The 19830-nt window shown below is 63.3% G+C and carries 17 protein-coding genes; 7 read left to right on the top strand and 10 right to left on the bottom strand.

Going from position 1 to position 19830, the window contains the following annotated elements; genetic code table 11:
- Nucleotides 1–2 precede the first annotated feature (2 nt).
- Both MRY80_RS15280 and MRY80_RS15275 read left to right on the top strand, forming a co-directional pair.
- A complete protein-coding gene (locus MRY80_RS15280) occupies nucleotides 3–605 on the top strand; it encodes a hypothetical protein (RefSeq protein ID WP_293291900.1) in 603 nt (200 codons plus the stop codon).
- A gap of 337 nt (nucleotides 606–942) precedes the next feature.
- Nucleotides 943–2604, top strand: a complete 1662-nt coding sequence (locus MRY80_RS15275; RefSeq protein ID WP_293291899.1) for an AIPR family protein — start codon at nucleotides 943–945, stop codon at nucleotides 2602–2604.
- Between the two features lie 196 nt (nucleotides 2605–2800).
- Here MRY80_RS15275 and MRY80_RS15270 read toward each other — a convergent pair whose 3' ends face one another.
- Nucleotides 2801–3091 carry a GIY-YIG nuclease family protein gene (locus tag MRY80_RS15270; protein ID WP_293291898.1) on the bottom strand — a complete coding sequence of 97 codons (291 nt, stop codon included), beginning with the start codon at nucleotides 3089–3091 and terminating at the stop codon, nucleotides 2801–2803.
- A 569-nt stretch (nucleotides 3092–3660) separates the two neighbouring features.
- On the opposite strand from MRY80_RS15270, the gene MRY80_RS15265 reads away from it, so the two are divergent.
- Both MRY80_RS15265 and MRY80_RS15260 read left to right on the top strand, forming a co-directional pair.
- Complete coding sequence (locus MRY80_RS15265) at nucleotides 3661–4185, top strand: hypothetical protein (protein ID WP_293291897.1); 525 nt, start codon at nucleotides 3661–3663, stop codon at nucleotides 4183–4185.
- 382 nt (nucleotides 4186–4567) lie between these two features.
- A complete protein-coding gene (locus tag MRY80_RS15260) occupies nucleotides 4568–5230 on the top strand; it encodes a spermidine synthase (protein WP_293291896.1) in 663 nt (220 codons plus the stop codon).
- Between the two features lie 40 nt (nucleotides 5231–5270).
- Here the strand turns inward: MRY80_RS15260 and scpA are convergent, their stop codons facing one another.
- The 9 genes from scpA to MRY80_RS15215 all read right to left on the bottom strand — a co-directional run bounded on the left by scpA (nucleotide 5271) and on the right by MRY80_RS15215 (nucleotide 14664).
- Nucleotides 5271–7406, bottom strand: coding sequence for a methylmalonyl-CoA mutase (gene scpA / locus MRY80_RS15255; RefSeq protein ID WP_293291895.1), 2136 nt, complete (start codon nucleotides 7404–7406; stop codon nucleotides 5271–5273).
- A gap of 188 nt (nucleotides 7407–7594) precedes the next feature.
- Nucleotides 7595–7975, bottom strand: a complete 381-nt coding sequence (locus MRY80_RS15250) for a DUF559 domain-containing protein (protein WP_293291894.1) — start codon at nucleotides 7973–7975, stop codon at nucleotides 7595–7597.
- 65 nt (nucleotides 7976–8040) lie between these two features.
- A complete protein-coding gene (locus tag MRY80_RS15245) occupies nucleotides 8041–10146 on the bottom strand; it encodes an acetyl/propionyl/methylcrotonyl-CoA carboxylase subunit alpha (RefSeq protein ID WP_293291893.1) in 2106 nt (701 codons plus the stop codon).
- A gap of 197 nt (nucleotides 10147–10343) precedes the next feature.
- Complete coding sequence (locus MRY80_RS15240) at nucleotides 10344–10721, bottom strand: hypothetical protein (RefSeq protein ID WP_293291891.1); 378 nt, start codon at nucleotides 10719–10721, stop codon at nucleotides 10344–10346.
- Nucleotides 10721–11632 carry a glutathione-dependent disulfide-bond oxidoreductase gene (yghU, locus tag MRY80_RS15235; RefSeq protein ID WP_293291890.1) on the bottom strand — a complete coding sequence of 304 codons (912 nt, stop codon included), beginning with the start codon at nucleotides 11630–11632 and terminating at the stop codon, nucleotides 10721–10723. The genes MRY80_RS15240 and yghU overlap by 1 nt, the downstream gene beginning before the upstream one ends.
- Nucleotides 11633–11725: 93 nt before the next feature.
- Nucleotides 11726–12289 (bottom strand): RNA 2'-phosphotransferase, encoded by a 564-nt coding sequence (locus MRY80_RS15230; protein WP_293291889.1) that lies wholly within the window; start codon nucleotides 12287–12289, stop codon nucleotides 11726–11728.
- A gap of 1 nt (nucleotide 12290) precedes the next feature.
- Nucleotides 12291–12545: a hypothetical protein gene (locus tag MRY80_RS15225; RefSeq protein WP_293291887.1), complete on the bottom strand. Its 255-nt coding sequence runs from the start codon at nucleotides 12543–12545 to the stop codon at nucleotides 12291–12293.
- Nucleotides 12546–12553: 8 nt separating this feature from the next.
- Nucleotides 12554–14086 (bottom strand): acyl-CoA carboxylase subunit beta, encoded by a 1533-nt coding sequence (locus MRY80_RS15220; protein ID WP_293291886.1) that lies wholly within the window; start codon nucleotides 14084–14086, stop codon nucleotides 12554–12556.
- Nucleotides 14086–14664: a biotin transporter BioY gene (locus MRY80_RS15215; protein WP_293291885.1), complete on the bottom strand. Its 579-nt coding sequence runs from the start codon at nucleotides 14662–14664 to the stop codon at nucleotides 14086–14088. Before MRY80_RS15215 ends, MRY80_RS15220 begins: the two co-directional genes overlap by 1 nt.
- 119 nt (nucleotides 14665–14783) lie before the next feature.
- Between MRY80_RS15215 and MRY80_RS15210 the strand changes: the two genes are divergently transcribed.
- The 3 genes from MRY80_RS15210 to MRY80_RS15200 all read left to right on the top strand — a co-directional run bounded on the left by MRY80_RS15210 (nucleotide 14784) and on the right by MRY80_RS15200 (nucleotide 19811).
- Nucleotides 14784–16202: a helix-turn-helix transcriptional regulator gene (locus tag MRY80_RS15210; protein WP_293291884.1), complete on the top strand. Its 1419-nt coding sequence runs from the start codon at nucleotides 14784–14786 to the stop codon at nucleotides 16200–16202.
- Nucleotides 16203–16447: 245 nt separating this feature from the next.
- A complete protein-coding gene (locus tag MRY80_RS15205; RefSeq protein ID WP_293291883.1) occupies nucleotides 16448–18808 on the top strand; it encodes a PAS domain S-box protein in 2361 nt (786 codons plus the stop codon).
- An 82-nt stretch (nucleotides 18809–18890) separates the two neighbouring features.
- Nucleotides 18891–19811, top strand: a complete 921-nt coding sequence (locus tag MRY80_RS15200; RefSeq protein WP_293291882.1) for a DMT family transporter — start codon at nucleotides 18891–18893, stop codon at nucleotides 19809–19811.
- The last annotated feature ends 19 nt before the right edge of the window (nucleotides 19812–19830 follow it).

Here is a 19830-nt window from a genome sequence, read left to right as displayed (position 1 = left end):
CGATGCCGGCAAGCCAGAAGAATAAACCGCAAACGCCTCCACCGAAGACCATCGCAGCTCTCGGACGAGATGCAGCTGCCCGCAAGGCGGCTAGAACAGAAGATAAGATCGCACATGCGCAGAGGGCCATCGAGGCCGACATTGAGAAACACGGAGGAGTGTATCCATATGCCGGCGGCAGACTGAGCGCCAAAGAAGTCTTGAGGCGCGCGGGTCTCAACGAAACTCTTCTGCAAAAATCCCGGCACACAAGCCTGAAGGTTCGGGTTAACAGCTGGGTCACCGACATCAAAGAAAAGCAACTTAAAGGCAAGGACGTCGTCCGGAAAGCCGTCACCGAACGTGCGGACCGTTCCGACGACGAGCTCTTTCGGATCAGACAGCAATGGGCCGAAGCCGAACTGGAATTCGTGGAACAGGAGAACGAGATAGCGCGTCTCCAAAAAAATTGCGCCGAACTCGAAGAGGAGGTTCGCGTTCTAAGGGACAAAGCCTCCAGGGAAATCGCTTCGGACATCGAGCCGGACGCGCTGGCCGACTTGCTTCGCGAATTCTTGCGCGCCCAACACGCTGGGCCCGACCATCCTTCGAGTAAACCGCTCTAAGATCCCCGGGAGCTCGCGGTCAGCGCTCCACTTGCGGTCGATCGCTCCTAAGAGCGCCACCAGCGATTACATCCTCTTCCAAAAATGAGGTTGCGTTCCTTCGTCGAGAAGTGGCGTCCTTCACTCGCCTGAGGCTACCGTCGCAACCACCGTGGTTCGGCATATTATGAATTGGTATGCCGACTACTATCAGCTTGGTTTTGCTACAGAAATATGCCGCCGCCTGATTACTTGTGCGGGAGCACCAGCGGCTGTAGTTAAGAGGAACTAGCACCTCTTGGATTCAAAACTAGCAAGTAGTACATTCCGCGCCTCTTCGGCGCGGAATTTGATTCATATGGAAGAACAAAAACAGCAACGTGCTCATGCGGAAGACTTCACCTTATTGGGCGAGAGGGTATCCCAGCTTATTAAAGATGAAAAAATTTCGCACGCATCTAAAGCGCCGATATATTTATTACTTGCGCATAAATTCTATGCCGATGACGATAGCATCCATGACTCGTTTACAGATGGAGCGAATGATTGCGGCGTAGATGCCATTTATATTGAAAGAAGCCTAAACCAGCCACGCGTCCATATTATCCAATCAAAATACTACGAAAGCGAACGAAAGTCCCGAAATTGCTATAAAGCGAGCACGCTTGAAAAAATTCATAGATTTCTAGAAATCATAAAAGATACAAGCCTAGATCTAGATAGAATTTGCAATCCGGCACTTGTACAAAAGATTTATGAAATTCGCGACCTACAAAAGAGAGACTTTCCTGAACTGAAAGTATGGCTTGTCAGCAATGGCTCGCCATGTTCGGAAGCAGAAGTACGCCCTCTAACGAACGCGCTTAATAGAAAGAGCATCGAGGTAGAGCAATTTCACCTTTTGGAATTAGTAGAATTTTGTATCAAGAGAAGGAGCAGCCGAACAGAACATGTATTTCACGTTCGAGATATCGGCGTACTCGAACACGGACATTCGATTCTGAGGGGTTTGGTTGCCTTTATTTCTGCCAGAGAGCTATATAATTTAATAAAGGATATTAGAAACGAACGCAAAATTGACTATACGTTATTTGATATGAATGTCAGGGGGTTTCTTGGTTCCCATACTGCTGTCAATCAAGAAATATTTCGCACCGCTGACAGCACAGAGAATCGCTTTTTTGCTTCTTTTAATAACGGCATAACAATAGTCGGAACTGACTTCAAAGTTATGGCCACATCCGATCAGCCGAAGATAGGCGTAAAAAATCTGAATATTGTAAACGGGGCTCAAACATGCTCGGCGATTTTTGATGCAATGGCGCAGCATTATCCGGACACGTCTCGATTTCGCGATTTGTCTGTACTCATTCGCGTTTTTGCGACAGATGACCGCGATCTAATTGGACGAATTGCACTTTCAAGCAACAGCCAAAACCGCATCAATCCCCGAGACTTGAAGGCAAACGAGAAGGAACAGATACAACTCGAAAAGGACCTACTAGAAAGAGGAATTCAGTATGTTCGGAAACGCGGGCTCTATGAAGAATTCCCCAGCGAACTAGTGGAGTTGGATGCCCTAAAAGCAGGACAAATAGCCCTCGCATATATTCATTTGGAACCGGCTCAGGCCAAAAGAGATTCCGATGACATTTTCTTGGATACTTATGGAAAAATATTCTATAACTTAAATCTCGATAAATTGGTCGATGGATTCAGATTGTATCAAAGGATATCTAAGAAAAGAGCAGAGATAGAAGAGAATATTAGAATAAAAGGGGTGATGCGGACAGAAAATACATTTGTTACATATGGTTCTTTCCATATATTGACGATGTGCGCTGTCGGGAAAATAATTCACCCCAATGCGACCGATGACGAGCTGATAGATCTAGCGATTGAAAATATTTCAAAGGTGTTGATTCAACTAGACTCGCCAGCTTACTATTCATTCTTCAGGAACCCTGCATACACAAAGCTTCTGATTGACGAAATGCAGCAGCCTTCACTCTTCGAGTGATCGTTAAAGTATTTCGGAACTCACATCAACACCGCCCAGATCTGGTCAATCTTCCGCTTAATAGGTTGCCGAAGACGGAACCAAGTCGCCAACGTGCGAGACTAGCCCCGAAGCCCATCCCACCCGCCGTCATCCTCGGGCTTGACCCGAGGACCCATTCCGTAATGTCCGCGCCACGCCCGATGACGCAGACCACTCACCACCCCATTCCGCCGTAAAGCTCGCTCCAGTCCGGGTTCATGGACTCGATCAGCTCGATCTTCCATTGCCGCCGCCAGCGCTTCAGCGATTTCTCCCGCTGGATCGCATCGGTGATGTCGTCATGTTCCTCGTACCAGACGAGCCGGACCGCGCCGTACTGCGAGGTGAAGGCCCTCTTGTTGATTCGCTGCTTGTGGTCGTGAACACGCTGCGACAGGTCGGCGGTGACGCCGATATAGATCGTCCCGCCCTTCCTGCTTGCCAGCATGTAGACATAGCCGCCCATCGTTCGAGCTTCACGGAATGGGTCCTCGGGTCAAGCCCGAGGATGACGGACGGGAGGCATCGCGGCCAACGTCAGGCGTCGGCGATTAGCCGAGCCATTTCCCCATCCGTCATCCTAGGGCTTGACCCTAGGATCCATTCCGTGAGCGATCCACCTCACTGGAGGTGCAGAACAGCCGCTTTCCCATTCGAACACCACAGCCCTTCGCTGATTTCACGGAATGGATCCTCGGCTCAAGGCCGAGGATGACGGCGGGGGAGGAGGCATCGCGGCTAACGTCAGGCATCGGCGATTGGCCGAGCCATATCCCCACCTCCGTCATCCTAGGGCTTGACCCGAGACAAGCGAAGCGCCGTCGTCGCCCCTAGGATCCATTCCGTGAGCGATCCACTTCACTGAAGGTGAAGAACACCCGTCCTCCCGTTCGAACACGGCAACCCTTCGCTCATTTCACGGAGTGGATCCTCGGCTCAAGGCCGAGGATGACGATCGGAGTTGTCGCCCGCAGCCAATCGCCGAGACCGAAGGAAACTTATCCACCCTCCCGCCACCGCCCATACCCTTGCCCGATGACCGAGACGCATCGTCCCATCTTCGACTGGCAAGCCGCCATAGACCGCAACCGCGAGGCGCTTCTGCGCATCGTCGCGGTGCTGTTCGTGCGCGCCGGGCTGGATGAAGGCGGGGCCGATCTGGTGACGCGGCGCGCCTGGCGGACGATCCTGCGCGTGCTGCGCCCCGCCGAATCCGCCGCCCGCCGGCTGATCGTCATCGCCGCGCGCAGCATCGACGTCGGGCCCCTGAAACCGCGCCCCGCGAAAGAGCCGACGGCCCTAGAACAACTGCAAGCGGCCGGCCTCGTCGTCACCCACACCGGCCTCAATCTCGGCCTCGCCCGCATGTGGCAGCCGCAACCGGAAGTCCCGCAGCCCGCGGAACCGCTCCTCCCAACCTTCGCACTCACCGATCCGCCGCGCCGTTTCGACCCAAGGGCTGGGACGGAAAACACCCGTTCCCGTGCGGCGGGTTCGACCTTGCCGACGACCACGAGGAGGTCAGCGCCGACCACCTCTGCGCCCGTCTCAAGGCGCTGAAGCGCGCGCTGGAGGACATCGACGGACACGCAAGACGGCTCGCCCGCCTGCAGGCCCGGCGCGCCGCAGCCCTCTTCGCGCCAGCAAGCGAAGCGCAGCTTAAGGGCGCGAAGCAAAGAATATCCGCGAGAGCCAGACCTCCCCTCCGCCACGGCTGGCCACCGGGCCACCGCCCAGGCTCCACCCGCACGGTCGACAGCGTCCTGCGCGAATGCCACGCCCTCGCGCTCCAGGCGCTGCGCCCGGACACGTCGTGAGGCCGGGGACCGATCGGATCCTCGCAATCCGCGCGCGACGCCGTGTGCGGAGGCGATGGCGCGCGCCCCTTGATGCCGCGAACGCCGCGCTGCTAAACCCCGGCAGCCCCAACAGGAACCCGCCCATGCAGCCCTGGATCGAACTCGACACCGCCACCGTGCCCGGCGACGGGCAGCAATTGCGGCTGATCCGGCGCGGCGACGAATATTCCATCATGACCGGGCCGACGGCGCTGATGAACAGCCGCCAGTTCGGCTCCGAGGAGGCGCTGGCGCGGCTGGCGCGCGAGCGGGTCGGCGACCGCAAGGCGCCCGCGATCCTGATCGGCGGTCTCGGCATGGGCTTCACGCTGCGCGCCGCGCTCGCCGAATTCGGCGCCGACGCCCGCATCACCGTCGCCGAACTGGTGCCGGCGGTGGTGGAATGGGCGCGCGGGCCGCTGTCGGAGATCTTCAAGGGCAGCCTCGACGATCCGCGCGTCGCCGTGCATGTGGGCGACGTGGCCGAGGCCATCCACCAGGGCGGCTGGGACGCGATCCTGCTCGACGTCGACAACGGCCCGGAAGGGCTGACCCGCGACGAGAACGACGCGCTTTACGGGTTCGAGGGCCTGGCGCTCGCCAGGCGCGCGCTGACGCGCAAGGGCATCCTCGCCGTCTGGTCCTCACACCGCAGCCCGGCCTTCACCAAGCGGCTCAACCAGTCGGGCTTCGCGGTCGAAGAGGTCACCGCCCGCGCCCGCGGCAAGCGCGGCCCCCGCCACACCATCTGGATCGCGACCGCGTGACGGGCCGTGCGGGCGGACATGCGGTTTGGCAAGGTCAGGCTCACCGGTTGCGCCTGATCCCCTCCACCTGCGCCAGCACGGCGTTCGCCGCTTCGAGCACGTTGGAACCCGGCCCGAAGATTTCCGCGACGCCGGCGGCGCGCAGTTCGGCGTAGTCCTGTTCGGGAATGACGCCGCCGCAGACGACCTTGATGTCGCCGGCGCCGACGGCCTTCAGGCGGTCGATCAGTTCGGGCACCAGCGTCAGGTGTCCCGCGGCAAGCGAGGAGACGCCGACGACGTCGACGCCCATCGATTTCGCCTTTTCGGCGACCTCCTCGGGCGTCTCGAACATGTCGGAGAGATCGACCGTGAAGCCCATGTCGGCGAAGGCGGTGGCGATCACCTTGGCGCCGCGGTCATGGCCGTCCTGGCCCATCTTGGCGACGAGGATGTGCGGCTTGCGGCCGAGCGTCTGCGCCACTTCGCCGATGCGGGTCTGGATGGCGGCGTATTCCGGATCGTCCTTGTAGGCCTCGCCATAGACGCCGGAAATGACCCGGGTCGTGGCGTGGAAGCGGGCAAAGGCGCGCTCCATCGCGTCGGAAATCTCGCCCAGCGTCGCGCGCGCACGCGCCGCCTCGACGGCGGCTTCCAGCAGGTTGCCCTGCCCCGACGCGGCCACCTGTTCCAACGCCGCGAGCGCCTCCGCGCAGGCCTTCTGGCTGCGGGTCTCGCGCACCCGCTTCAGCTTGGCGATCTGCGAGGCGCGGACCTTAGTGATGTCGATGGCGAGGATGTCGACCTTGTCGGGATCGGCCGGGCGGAAGCGGTTGACGCCGACGATCACCTCCTCGCCCTTGTCGATGCGCGCCTGTCGGCGGGCCGCCGCCTCCTCGATGCGCATCTTCGGCAAGCCGTCCTCCACGGCCTTCGTCATGCCGCCCAGCGCCTCCACTTCCTGGATCAGTTCCCAGGCCTTGTCGGCGAGGTCCTTCGTCAGCGCCTCGACATAGTAGGAGCCGCCAAGCGGGTCGACGACATTGGCGACCCCGGTCTCGTGTTCCAGGATCAGCTGCGTGTTGCGGGCGATGCGGGCCGAGAAATCCGTCGGCAGCGCCATCGCCTCGTCGAAGGAATTGGTGTGCAGCGACTGCGTGCCGCCGAGAATCGCGGACATCGCCTCGAAGGCGGTGCGCACGATGTTGTTGTAGGGATCCTGCTCGGTCAGCGAGACGCCCGAGGTCTGGCAGTGGGTGCGCAGCATCTTGGAGCGGTCGGACTTCGCGCCGAAATCCGTCATGATCTTCGACCAGAGCTGGCGCGCGGCCCTGAGCTTTGCCGCCTCCATGAAGAAGTTCATGCCGATGCCGAAGAAGAAGGAGAGTCGGCCGGCAAAGGCGTCGACATCGAGGCCGCGCGAGGTGGCGGCGCGGACATATTCCATGCCGTCGGCGAGCGTGTAGGCGAGTTCCTGCGCCAGCGTCGCGCCGGCCTCCTGCATGTGGTAGCCGGAAATCGAGATCGAATTGAATTTCGGCATCTCGCGGGCGGTGAAGTCGATGATGTCGGCGACGATGCGCATCGACGGGTCCGGCGGGTAGATATAGGTGTTGCGGACCATGAACTCCTTGAGGATGTCGTTCTGGACCGTGCCGGTGAGCTTCGCCTTGTCGACGCCCTGTTCCTCGCCGGCGACGATGAACATGGCGAGCACCGGGATGATCGCGCCGTTCATGGTCATCGAGACGGACATTTCGGCGAGCGGGATGCCGTCGAACAGGATTTTCATGTCCTCGACCGAGTCGATCGCAACGCCCGCCTTGCCGACATCGCCGGAAACGCGCGGATGGTCAGAGTCGTAGCCGCGGTGGGTGGCGAGATCGAAGGCGACGGACAGGCCCTTCTGCCCGGCGGCGAGGTTGCGCCGGTAGAAGGCGTTGGATTCCTCCGCCGTGGAAAAGCCCGCATATTGCCGGATCGTCCACGGCCGGCCCGCATACATGGTCGCCTTGACGCCGCGCGTGAACGGCGCAAAGCCGGGCAATTCGTCGGCCGCGCCCTCGGGCAGGTCTTCCGCGGTATAGAGCGGCGCGACGGTGATGCCCTCCGGCGTGTGCCAGTCGAGGGTGGAGGGATCGCGGCCCTTCATTTCCTTGGAGGCCAGATCGAGCCAGTCGCGTTTGGTCTTAGGCATGGAAGGCCTCCCCTCGAACATCGCGCTGCACCCCTCTGTCGGCTGCGCCGACATCTCCCCCGCAAGGGGGGAGAGTGGATGGAGCCGGCGAAGCACCGTGCCCTGCGATTTTACGCCGATAATGATGCTTGGCTCCACTCTCCCCCCTTGCGGGGGAGATGTCCCGAGGGGACAGAGGGGGGGACGGCTCAGCCATTGGCGATTTCCTCCAATTCCCGGACGGCTGCGACGATGTGGTCGCAGACGGCGTCGAGTTCGTGCATCACTTCGTGGTTCCAGAACCGGATCACGGTCCAGCCGGTCCGACCCAGCTTGCCGGTTCTCTTCTCGTCAAAGGCCATCGCGCCCGCCTCCGCGTGCTGCGTCCCGTCGACCTCGACGATCAGCCGATGCTGCGGACAGGCGAAATCCGCGATATGGCCCGCAACCGGCATCTGGCGGCGGAAGCCGAGCCCCATCAGACGATGCGCGCGGATCTGGTTCCAGAGACGGCGCTCCACCTCCGTCATGTCCTTGCGCATGCGTTTTGCGTTGGCGCGAAGCTGCGGACTGACGGGCTGTCTCGGCATCGGTCCCCCCTCTGTCGGCTGCGCCGACATCTCCACCGCAAGGGGGGAGAGTGGTGCGCGGGCACTCACCGCTCGAACTCCATGATCACGGCGTCCACCGCCAGGCTGGCGCCGACTGCAACAGGGATCTTGGCGACCTTGCCGGCCTTTTCGGCGCGCAGGACGTTTTCCATCTTCATCGCCTCGATGATGGCGAGCGTCTGGCCCTCTTCCACCGCGTCGCCCTCTTCCACATGCAGCGCGACGACGAGGCCGGGCATGGGGCAGAGCAGCAGGTTGGAGGTGTCCGGCGGCTGCTTCTCCGGCATCATCGCGGCAAGCCGCGCGACATGCGGGGCAAGCACGGAAACCTTCAGGTCGGCGCCGCGATAGCGCACGCGGAAGCCGCCGGGGATCGGGCGGACCTTCATCGCGGCGATCTCGCGCCAATGCCCGGCCTCGTCCGTCTCCGCGAAGATCGTCGCCACATGGTCGCCCGGCCGCCAGGCGATCTGGTAGGCCCGCGCGCCGTCCTCGTCGGAGAAGGTCAGCCAGACCGGCGTGCCCCACTCTCCATTGGGCGGAGCCGTCAGGCTTTCCTCGTCGTAGAAGCCGCGGGTCGCCTCGTCGTCGATGGCGATGTCGAAGGTCTCGCCGCCCGCGCGCACCACGAAGGGCGTTTCGGCCGGGCCGTATTTGCGGCCCTTCTCCATGCGCCCGGTGATGAAGGCACCGCGCCGGTCGGCGATCCACTGGGCCATCGCGGCCGTGGCGGCGACAAGGCGCAGATTGTCGGACGACAATTCCGCGCCGGCGAAACCGTCGGGATATTCCTCGGCAATGAAGGCGGTGGTGATCGCGCCCGAGCGGAACCGCGGATGGTCCATCACGGCCGACAGGAACGGCAGGTTGTGGCCGATGCCCTCGACCTCGAAGGCGTCGAGGGATTCCGCCATCGCCTCGACCGCCTCGTCGCGTGACGGCGCCCAGGTGCAGAGCTTGGCGATCATCGGGTCGTAGAACATCGAGATCTCGCCGCCCTCGTAGACGCCGGTGTCGTTGCGCACGATCACGCCGTCGAAGCGCGTGCCCTCGACCGGCGGCCGGTAGCGCGTCAGCCGGCCGATCGACGGCAGGAAGTTGCGATACGGATCCTCGGCGTAAAGCCGGCTCTCGATCGCCCAGCCCTTCAGCTTCACGTCGTCCTGCGTGATCGACAGGCGCTCGCCGGCGGCGACGCGGATCATCTGCTCGACGAGGTCAACGCCGGTGATCAGTTCGGTGACGGGATGCTCCACCTGCAGGCGGGTGTTCATCTCCAGGAAGTAGAAATTGCGGTCCTTGTCGACGATGAATTCGACCGTGCCGGCGGACGCATAGCCCACCGCCTTCGCCAGCGCGACGGCCTGCTCGCCCATGGCCTTGCGGGTCTCCGCGTCCAGAAAGGGCGACGGCGCTTCCTCGATGACCTTCTGGTTGCGCCGCTGAATGGAGCATTCGCGCTCGCCCAGATAGACCGCGTTACCGTGAGAGTCGGCCAGAACCTGGATCTCGATATGGCGCGGCTCGGTGACGAACTTCTCGATGAAGATGCGGTCGTCACCGAAGGAGGACGCGGCCTCGGATTTGGAGCGCTCGAAGCCCTCGCGCGCCTCGGCGTCGTTCCAGGCGATGCGCATGCCCTTGCCGCCGCCGCCGGCAGAAGCCTTGATCATCACCGGATAACCGATCTGCGAGGCGATGCGGACGGCATGTTCGGCGTCGTCGATGAGGCCCATATAGCCCGGCACGGTGGAGACATTCGCCTCCGCCGCGATCTTCTTGGAGGTGATCTTGTCGCCCATCGCCTCGATGGCGTTCGGCGGCGGGCCGATGAAAGCGATGCCTTCCGCCTTCAGGCGCTCGGCGAACTCGGCGCGCTCCGACAGGAAGCCGTAGCCCGGATGGACGGCGTCGGCGCCGGTCTCCTTGCAGGCCTCGATGATCTTGTCGATGACAAGATAGCTCTGCGCGGCCGGGGACGGACCGATGAAGACCTTCTCGTCGGCCATCTCCACATGCAGCGCGTTGGCATCGGCCTCCGAGTGCACGGCGACCGTGCCGATGCCGAGGCGCTTTGCGGTCTTGAAGACGCGGCAGGCGATTTCACCGCGGTTGGCGACGAGGATCTTTGAGAAGAGTTCGGTGGTCATGGATGCGCCTCCTCTCTGTTCTGATGGGAACAGAACACGCCACCGTCGTCCTCGGGCTTGACCCGAGGATCCATTCCGAACGCGTCGAGGCCGCGCATGATTGTTTTCAAGTCCCGCATTCTTCTTCTTGTCCCCTCCGGAATGGATCCTCGGGTCAAGCCCGAGGATGACGACAGTGGTTTGCCCTCGCCCAAGGCCTAGACCTCCAGAACATCCACGAACGCCTCCGGGAAACTGGCCCGGGCGACGTCTTCGTCGATTTGCAGCAGGGCCTCGTAGGAGGCCGGGTCGAAAGGCTTTTCGGCCGGCACGACCTCCCTGTTGAACAGGAAGGACAGCCGCCGCGCGTCGAGGTTGCCGCGCTCGAACGGCTCCGTGCCGAACTGGTGCCAAAGCGCGTGCATGAAGGCCAGATCGGCGAGCGCCTCGTGCTTGTCCCGGTCGGGAAAGCGCTTGCGCTCGACGATTGGCGACACGCCCTTCGGATTGGCGCGCCTTATGGTGAACTGAAAGCCGGTGCCCGGCAGACCGGACGGAAAGCCGCGATGCTTGGTCATGTCGGGCAGTTTCGGCATCAGGCGGCGTCTCCGATCTTGTCCTGCGTTTTCATCTCGAAGTCGGAGGCGTCGTGGCGTTCCCACAGCTGGCTTTCAGGCTTGCCGGCCGTGCGGTTGACCATGGTGCCGCGCTTGGCCGCGGGCCGGTCGGCGATCTGCTTCGTCCAGCGCTGGACGTGCTGGTACTCGTCGACCGACAGGAAATCGCCGGCGTCGTCATAGGCCTGCTTGGCCGCCAGGCGTCCGTACCAGGGCCAAATGGCGATGTCGGCGATCGAGTATTCGGCACCGGCCATGTACTCGTTGTCGGCAAGGTGGCGGTTCAGGACGTCCATCTGGCGCTTCACCTCCATGGCATAGCGGTCGATGGCGTATTTGATCTTCACCGGCGCATAGGCGTAGAAATGCCCGAGACCGCCGCCGAGATAGGGCGCGGACCCCATCTGCCAGAACAGCCAGTTCATCGCCTCGGCGCGGCCGCGCACATCCGTCGGCAGGAAGGCGCCGAACTTCTCGGCAAGGTAGAGAAGGATCGAGCCGGATTCGAACAGCCGGACCGGATCGCCGCCGCCCTTCGGCGCGTGGTCCATCATGGCCGGGATCTTGGAATTCGGGTTGACCGAGACGAAGCCGGAGCCGAACTGGTCGCCCTTGCCGATGCTGATCAGCCAGGCGTCGTATTCGGCCTCCGAATGGCCGGCCGCGAGCAGTTCCTCCAGCATGACGGTGACCTTCACGCCGTTGGGCGTGCCCTGTGAGTAGAGCTGCAGCGGATGCTTGCCGACCGGCAGTTCCTTTTCGGACTGCGCGCCGGCGGTCGGACGGTTCGTGGAGGCGAAGGCGCCGCCATTCTGCGCGTCCCAGGTCCAGACCTGGGGCGGAACGTAGCCGGCGGGGAAATTGTTGGCGGGATCGAACTTATCGCTCATGGACCATGACTCTCTTTGGAAAAGGGATTGTGGATGCGAAGAAAATCGCACCAACAATATGGCCCGCCCCGGCGTGGAAAAAAGATCGCGGCGTCATTGCTGCCCCTCGCCGCCAGACACAACTTCGCGATCAAGGTAGCGCGGCGCAACGGCGCCGGTCAGCCAGACGCCGTTGTCGGCCTGCCAGAAAGGCTGGCCTTCGGCATGCATCGCGCCCGCCTCGACCCGCAGGATCACCGGCACGCCATAGCGCATGCCGACGCGTCTCGCCGTCTCCGTGTCGCCGGAAAGATGGACATGACGCCGGCCCATCGGCTTCAGCCCCTGCTTCAGGATCGATTGCAGGAACCGCGTCGCCGTGCCGTGGAAGAGGATCGCCGGCGGCTCCACCGGCTCTCCGACCGTGTCGACCTCGATCGAATGGCCCTGCGCGGCACGGATGCTCGCTCCGTCTTCGGAAAGGGTGAAGCGCTTCTTGTCGTTGGTCTCGACGACCTGCCTGAGAAGATCGGGATCGATCCGCTTGCCGGCCGCCCTCGCCTTCTCGATCAGTTCGTCGACCGAAACCCAGCCCTCGCTGTCCATGGCCACGCCAATGCTCTCCGGCGCGTGCCGGAGGACATAGGAGAGGAATTTGGAGGTTTCGGTGAGGGGCACGTCAGACCTTCCCGCCGCTCGTCAGCACTTGCTCCGCGCCTGTCTTCAAGACATGCTCTACGCATTCGCGCCAGTCATGCGCGGCAGCCAGGTCGTTTGTGCTTCCGTCTTTCCAGACATACGTCCCCATATCCGACAGCACCTGCACAACTGGCATATCCGGCCAACGTTCCCATTGGACTTTCAGGAAGAGGTGCATTGCAGCCAATGCCTCGACCTCCGTGAGAACCTTGTTGGTATTGTCCAGCGGCTTCATACCTTCGCTCACAACGGAATGTTGTCGTGCTTCTTGGTCGGTGCCGGGGCCTGCTTGCCTTTCAGCAGTTCGAACGCCTTGGCCACGCGGCGGCGTGTCGAATGGGGCATGATCACCTCGTCGATGAACCCGCGCTGGGCGGCGACGAAGGGGTTGGCGAAGCGGTCCTCGTATTCCTTGGTGCGCGCGGCGATCTTCTCCGGGTCGCCCAGTTCGGAGCGGTAGAGGATCTCGGTCGCGCCCTTGGCGCCCATCACGGCGATCTGCGCGGTCGGCCAGGCATAGTTGACGTCGGCGCGGATGTGTTTCGAGGCCATGACGTCATAGGCGCCGCCATAGGCCTTGCGGGTGATGACGGTGACTTTCGGCACCGTCGCCTGGGCATAGGCGAAGAGCAGCTTTGCGCCATGCTTGATGATGCCGCCATATTCCTGCGCCACGCCCGGCAGGAAGCCCGGCACGTCGACGAAGGTGAGGATCGGGATGTTGAAGGCGTCGCAGAAGCGCACGAACCGGCCGGCCTTCTTGGATGCGTCGATGTCGAGGCAGCCGGCCAGCACCATCGGCTGGTTGGCGACGACGCCGACGGTCGAACCGTTCAACCGGATGAAGCCGCACAAAATGTTGCCTGCGTGATCCTTCTGGATCTCGAAGAAGGCGCCCTCGTCGGCGACCTTGGTGACGACCTCGTGCATGTCGTAGGGCTTGTTGGCATTGTCCGGCACCAGCGTGTCGAGGCTCATCTCGATCCGGTCGCCCGGATCGGCCGTCGGGATCAGCGGCGGCGTCTCGCGGTTGGAGGCCGGCAGGAAGTCGAACATGCGGCGCACTTCCAGAAGCGCCTCGACGTCGTTCTCAAAGGCTCCGTCGGCGACCGACGACTTGCGCGAATGGGTGGACGCGCCGCCCAGCTCCTCGGCCGTGACGATCTCGTTGGTGACCGTCTTCACCACGTCCGGGCCGGTGACGAACATGTAGGACGTGTCCTTCACCATGAAGATGAAGTCGGTCATGGCCGGCGAATAGACCGCGCCGCCCGCGCACGGGCCCATGATGACGGAAATCTGCGGGATGACGCCGGACGCCTGGGCGTTGCGCCAGAACACCTCGGCATAGCCGCCGAGCGAGGCGACGCCCTCCTGGATGCGCGCACCGCCGGAATCGTTCAGGCCGATGATCGGCACGCCGTTCTGCATGGCGAGGTCCATCACCTTGCAGATCTTCTCAGCGTGCGTTTCCGACAGCGACCCGCCGAAGACGGTGAAATCTTGGCTGAAGACATAGACCGGACGGCCGTTGATCGTGCCCCAGCCGGTGACGACGCCGTCGCCCGGCGGCTGGTTGGCCTGCATGCCGAAATCGGTGCAGCGATGCGTCTTGTAGGTGTCGTATTCCTCGAACGAGCCCTCGTCGAGCAGCACTTCCAGCCGCTCGCGAGCGGTCAGCTTGCCCTTGGCGTGCTGCGCGTCGATGCGCTTCTGCCCGCCCCCGAGACGCGCCTCGGCGCGACGGTCTTCCAGTTGTTCCAGAATTTCCTGCATCAGGCGATCCCGCGCTTCTTGAGCCACATCCAGACGGCGGGAAAGACCGCGGCGGCAAGGCCGGCCTTGGCGAGGTCGCCGAAGAGGAACGGCGTCAGGCCCCAGGCGAGCACCGGCTTGTCCCAGCCGACCAGCGTTCCGAGCCACAACAGGCCCGGCACATAATCGGCGACCGTGCCGGCGAGCGCGGCGAAGAAGGCGGTGATGACGCTGCGGTCCCACCCCCGCTCGGCCAGATGGCCGGTGACGAAGGCGGCGAGCAGGTAACCGGCGAGATAACCGCCCGTCGGGCCGGTCATGTAGGCGATGCCGATGCCCTTTTCAGGCGTGCCGGAAAAGACCGGCAGGCCGGCGATGCCCTGCAGCAGGTAGAGCGCGACGGCCGCCACGCCGAGACGCGGCCCGAGCGCGAGACCGAGACCCAGGACCACGAAGGTCTGCATGGTCAGCGGAACGGGGTAGAACGGGATCGCGATCTTCGCCGAGATCGTCAGCAGCACCGAGCCGACGAGCGCGATCGCGAACTGGTGCAGAACCGTGCGTTCCTGCCCGATCGTCATCGCCTGATGAAGGGTCATGGAGTCCTCCTGTTGCCTGTGCGGTCTGGATATCCGGTTCCGCCGTAGCACAACAGGGTTGAAATGGCGACAAAGCGGATTTAGTAAAAATTCTAATAGCAAATAGCGAAATTGCAAACATGCGCGCTCGCAAGGTCTTCGCCGGACGCAAGATCCGCTCCATCCGCACCGGCCACGGCCTCACCCAGCAGGCCTTTGCCGCCCAGCTCGGCATTTCCACCTCCTATCTGAACCAGATGGAGAACAATCAGCGCCACATCACCGCGCCCGTGCTGCTGGCGCTGGCCGACACGTTCGCCGTCGACATCAAGGACCTCTCCGGCAACGAGGACGACCGGTTGCTGGCCGACCTGTCGGAGGCGCTGGCCGATCCGCTCTTTTCCGGCGACCCGCCGCCGGCGCAGGATCTCAAGCTCGTCGTCCAGAACGCGCCCTCCATGGCGCATGCCTTCCTGTCGATGCAGCAGGCGCTGCGCCGCGCCGGCGAGCGGCTGGCCGAGCTCGACGACACGCTGGAACGCTCCGGCGCGCAGACCGAGCCGACCCCCTATGAGGAGGTGCGCGACTTCTTTCACTACATGGACAACTATGTGGACTGGCTGGACCGCGCCGCCGAGGACCTCGCCGCCCAGATCGACGGCGGACAGGCCGACCGGGCCCGCGCGCTGGCCAATCACGTGGACGCGCGGCACGGGGTGCGCGTCGTCATCGGCGGAGACGCCGGCCGGCCGGGCGCGCTGCGCCGCTACGACCGAAACAGCCGCGTGCTGGCGCTCAATCCGCGCTCCTCGCACGCCACCCACGCTTTCCAGATCGCCCACCAGATCGCGCTGATCGCCCATTCCGACGCCATCGACGAGATCGTGCGCAAGGCCGATTTCCGTTCGCGCGATGCCGAGGCGATCTGCCGGATCGGGCTCGCCAACTACTTCGCCGGCGCGACCGTGCTGCCCTATGCCCGGTTCCTGGAGGCCGCGCGCGGGCTGCGCCACGACCTGGAATTGCTGGCCGAACGCTTCGGCGCGTCGCTGGAACAGGTCGCCCATCGCCTGTCCACGCTTCAGCGGCCGGGCCTGAAGGGCGTGCCCTTCTTCTTCGCCCGCGTCGACCAGGCCGGCAACATCACCAAGCGCCACTCGGCCACTAAGCTGCAATTCGCCCGTTTCGGTTCCGCCTGCCCCTTGTGGAACGTCCACTCCGCCTTCGAGACACCCAACCGGATTATCAGGCAACTGGCCGAAACCCCTGACGGGATTCGCTATTTGTGCCTGGCGACGACCGTGTCGAAACCGGGCGGCGGTTTCCGCGAGCCGGTGCAGCGCTATGCGCTGGCGCTTGGCTGCGAACTGCGCCATGCCGGCGAACTGGTCTATGCCGACGATCTCGACATCGCCCGAGACGAGGCCTTCGAGCCGATCGGCATATCGTGCCGCATCTGCGACCGCCACAATTGCCACCAGCGCGCGGTCCCGCCGCTCAAGCACAAGCTGACAGTGGACGAACAGGCGCGCGACACCGTGCCCTACGGGTTCGAATAGGGCCTGACGGCCCCAATTCGCGCCGCCTTCCCCTCCCGCCAGACGGCCTCTGCGAAGTCGTTTCACAAGCGGACAGCCGACGTAACGGCATCACAACTTACGGTATTGTTTTCTTACACTACCTTAACCTGTGCGAACCCAACATGCGTCCGGCCTGAAGCGGCCAATAGTCAATTTCAACGAGGTCTGAAGTGGTTGAGGCGAAAGTAATCCCGGCGATCGACACGGCAGACCGGTCGTCTGAAATGCATTTGTCTCTCACGCCGTCGCAAACTCGCCGCCTGCCCGACACCGGCCAATCCAGGGCGGCCGGTTCCGGCCCGATGGACCACCACCTGCTTGCCCAGGTCCTCGCCCAGATGAGCGAGGCCGTGCTGATCCTCGACACCGACCTGCGCACGACCTACGTCAACGACGCCTTTTGCCGACACACCGGGATCGCCGCGGAAGACCTGATCGGCCAGCCGATCGCGCGCCTCGGTCCGCCGCCTCTGCCCGGCATGCCGTCGGATGCCTCCGGGTTCGAAGCGTGGATCCGCGTCCGCGGCACGGTCCGCGACGAAATGATGATGCCGACCGCCGATGGCGGCGCCTTTCCGGCCTTCGTGACCATCACCCCGGTCACCGACGACGCCGACAGAATCGTTGCTTATGTCCAGACGCATCACGACCTGCGCGAGATGAAGCAGGCCGAGATGCGAAGGCGCGAGAGCGAGGAATTGTTCCGGGCGATCAGCACCGCGGCCCAGGACGCCGTCCTGCTGCTCGACGACATAGGCCGGATCGTCTTCTGGAACGACGCGGCGACCCGCATCTTCGGCTACCGCGCCCACGAAGCCATCGGCCAGGACGTGCACCTGTTTCTCGCGCCCGACCGCTATCAGGCCGCCGCCCAGGCCGCCTGGCCACGCTTTTCCGAACATGGCGGCGGCGCGGTCGTCGGGACCGTGCGCGAGGTCATGGGGCTGCGAAAGGACGGCGACGAGGTTCCCCTCGAGCTGTCCGTCTCCGCGATGCGGCTGGGCGGAAGCTGGCATGCGGTCGGCATCATGCGCGACATCTCGGAACGGGTGGAAAAGGAACGCGAGCTGCGCCTCTTCCGCGCCCTGCTCGATCATTCCAACGACGCCGTCGAGGTGATCGACATCGACACGCTGCGGATCCTCGACATGAACGAGAAAGGGTGCCGGGACCTCGGATACAGCCGCGAGGAAATCCTGACCATGTCGGTTGGCGACATCGATCCGGAATTCTCCAAGTTCGACGTCGGCATGACGGAAGCGCAGATCGCCCGAAAGGACGCGATCGTGCTGGAGCGCACGCACCGGCGCAAGGACGGCACCGAATTCCCGGTCGAGATCAGCCTGCGCTTCGTCAAGATGGACGACCACGCCTACGCGCTGGGCATTTCGCGCGACATCACCCGGCGCAAGCTGTTCGAGGAGAAGCTGAGCCGGAGCAACCGCGCCCTGCGAACGCTCAGCGCCTGCAACATCACGCTGGTTCACGCGACGCAGGAACAGGAACTGCTCGACAACATGTGCCGCACCGTCGTCGATCAGGGCGGCTACCGGCTGGCCTGGATCGGCTTCATGGAGCATGACGACGACAAGACCGTTCGCCAGGCCGCCAGCGCTGGACGTGAGTCGGAGACCGTCAAGCTGCCCGAACTGAGCTGGGCCGATAATGAGTGCGGCCAGAGCGTCGCGAGCCGGGCGATCCGCTCCGGCACGATGCAGATCGCCGAGAACCTGCCCGAGCAGTTCCAGAACCCGATCTGCCGCAGGCACGCCATCCAGTATGGCTATTCCTCCTGCATGGCTCTGCCGCTGAAGGACGATCGCGGCGAGGCCTTCGGCGTCCTGAACATCTGCGCCGTCGACACCCATTCCTTCGACGAAGGCGAGATCGACCTGCTGAAGGAACTGGCCGACGACCTTGCCTTCGGCATCCTCACCCTGCGCATCCGCGAGCAGCGCAACCATTTCCAGCAAGAAAGCCTGAAGAACCTCGACCGCTACAAGGAAGCCCTGCTCGGCACGATCCGCTCGGTCGCGTTCATGGTCGAGAAGCGCGACCCCTACACCGCCGGCCACCAGGCCCGGGTCGCCCACCTCGCCTGCGCCATCGCCCACGAGATGCAACTCGACGAGGACCGCATCGAGGGCCTGCGCCTCGGCGCGATGATCCACGACATCGGCAAGATCTCGGTCCCCGCTGAAATCCTCAACCGGCCCGGCAAGCTGAGCGATCCGGAATTCGAGATCATCAAGGGCCATGCCCAGGCCGGATACGACATCATCAAGGACATCGACTTCCCCTGGCCCGTCGCCGACATGGTGCTGCAGCATCACGAGCGCATGAACGGAAAGGGTTACCCGCAAGGCATCGCGGGCGACGCCATCTGCCTGGAGGCGCGCATCCTGGCGGTCGCCGACGTAGTGGACTCGGTCAGCGCGCACAGGCCCTATCGCCCTTCGCTCGGCATCGACACGGCACTCGGCATCATCGAGGAGGACCGCGGAGACGGGCTCGACGCCGAGGTCGTCGACGCCTGCCTCAGGCTCTTCCGCGAGAAGGGCTATGCGCTCGACGACACTGTGTAACCTGCCTCGGCGTGGCTAACCGTATCGGCAATCGCGTCCGGCCGATGGATTTCTCCTTCGTGAAGGCGTAAGGCGGGGGCGAATGCCCTACCCTAACGCCCCCATCGCCTCAGTCGAGCCGCCCGTTTCGCGCCGAACCGGTCTCGGGATCACGCTGATGATCCTCGGCTTCATGTTCTTTTCGCTGACGGATGCGACGGCGAAATTTCTGACCCAGGATTTCGCTCCGTTCCAGATTGCCTGGTTCCGCCAGCTCGGCCTGCTGAGCGCCGGCGTCTGGTTGCTGGCGTCGCGCGGACCCTCGGTTCTGAAGACCAAGCGTCCCGGCCTGCAGGTGCTGCGCGGCTTCGCCGCGGCAGGCTCGGCATCCGCCTTCGTCTTCGCGCTTGGCTACGTTCCCCTCGCCGACGCCGTCGCGGTCAGCTTCATCGCGCCTTTCGCGGTCACCATCCTCGCGGCCGTCGTGCTGCGCGAGACGGTGGGCATCCGCCGCTGGACCGCCGTCACGGTCGGGTTCATCGGAACGCTGATCGTGATCCGGCCGGGGCTCGGCCTGCTGCATCCCGCGATCTTCGTGGTCGTTGTCGCTGCCTCGCTCTTCGCCACCCGCCAGATCCTGTCGCGCGTGCTGAGCCCGCTGGACCGGACGGCCACGACGATCACCTACACGGCGATCAGCAGCACCGCGCTCCTCACCGTGCCGATGATCCTGGTCTGGCAGACGCCGACGAGCCTTCAGCAAGTGCTGCTGATCCTGCTCCTCGCCGCCGCCGCCGGTGCCGGCGAGTTGCTGATCATCCGGGCGCTCGAACTCGCCCAGGCCGCGACGCTTGCGCCGCTGCAATATTCGATGATCGTCTGGTCGAGCGGGCTGAGCTGGCTGATCTTCTCGCAATTGCCCGACGTCTGGACCCTCGTCGGGGCCGCCATCATCATGGCATCCGGCATCTACACGCTGCATCGCGAAAGGCTGGCGATGAAGGAACGGCGCCGCCAGGGGTGACGGCAGCGTCAGCGCGAGG

Origin of the sequence: Oricola sp. (assembly GCF_022763245.1) — a bacterium.
Taxonomy (GTDB): domain Bacteria; phylum Pseudomonadota; class Alphaproteobacteria; order Rhizobiales; family Rhizobiaceae; genus Oricola.
Note: the sequence above shows the minus strand (reverse complement) of the source record. Positions and strands in the feature narration are given on the sequence as shown.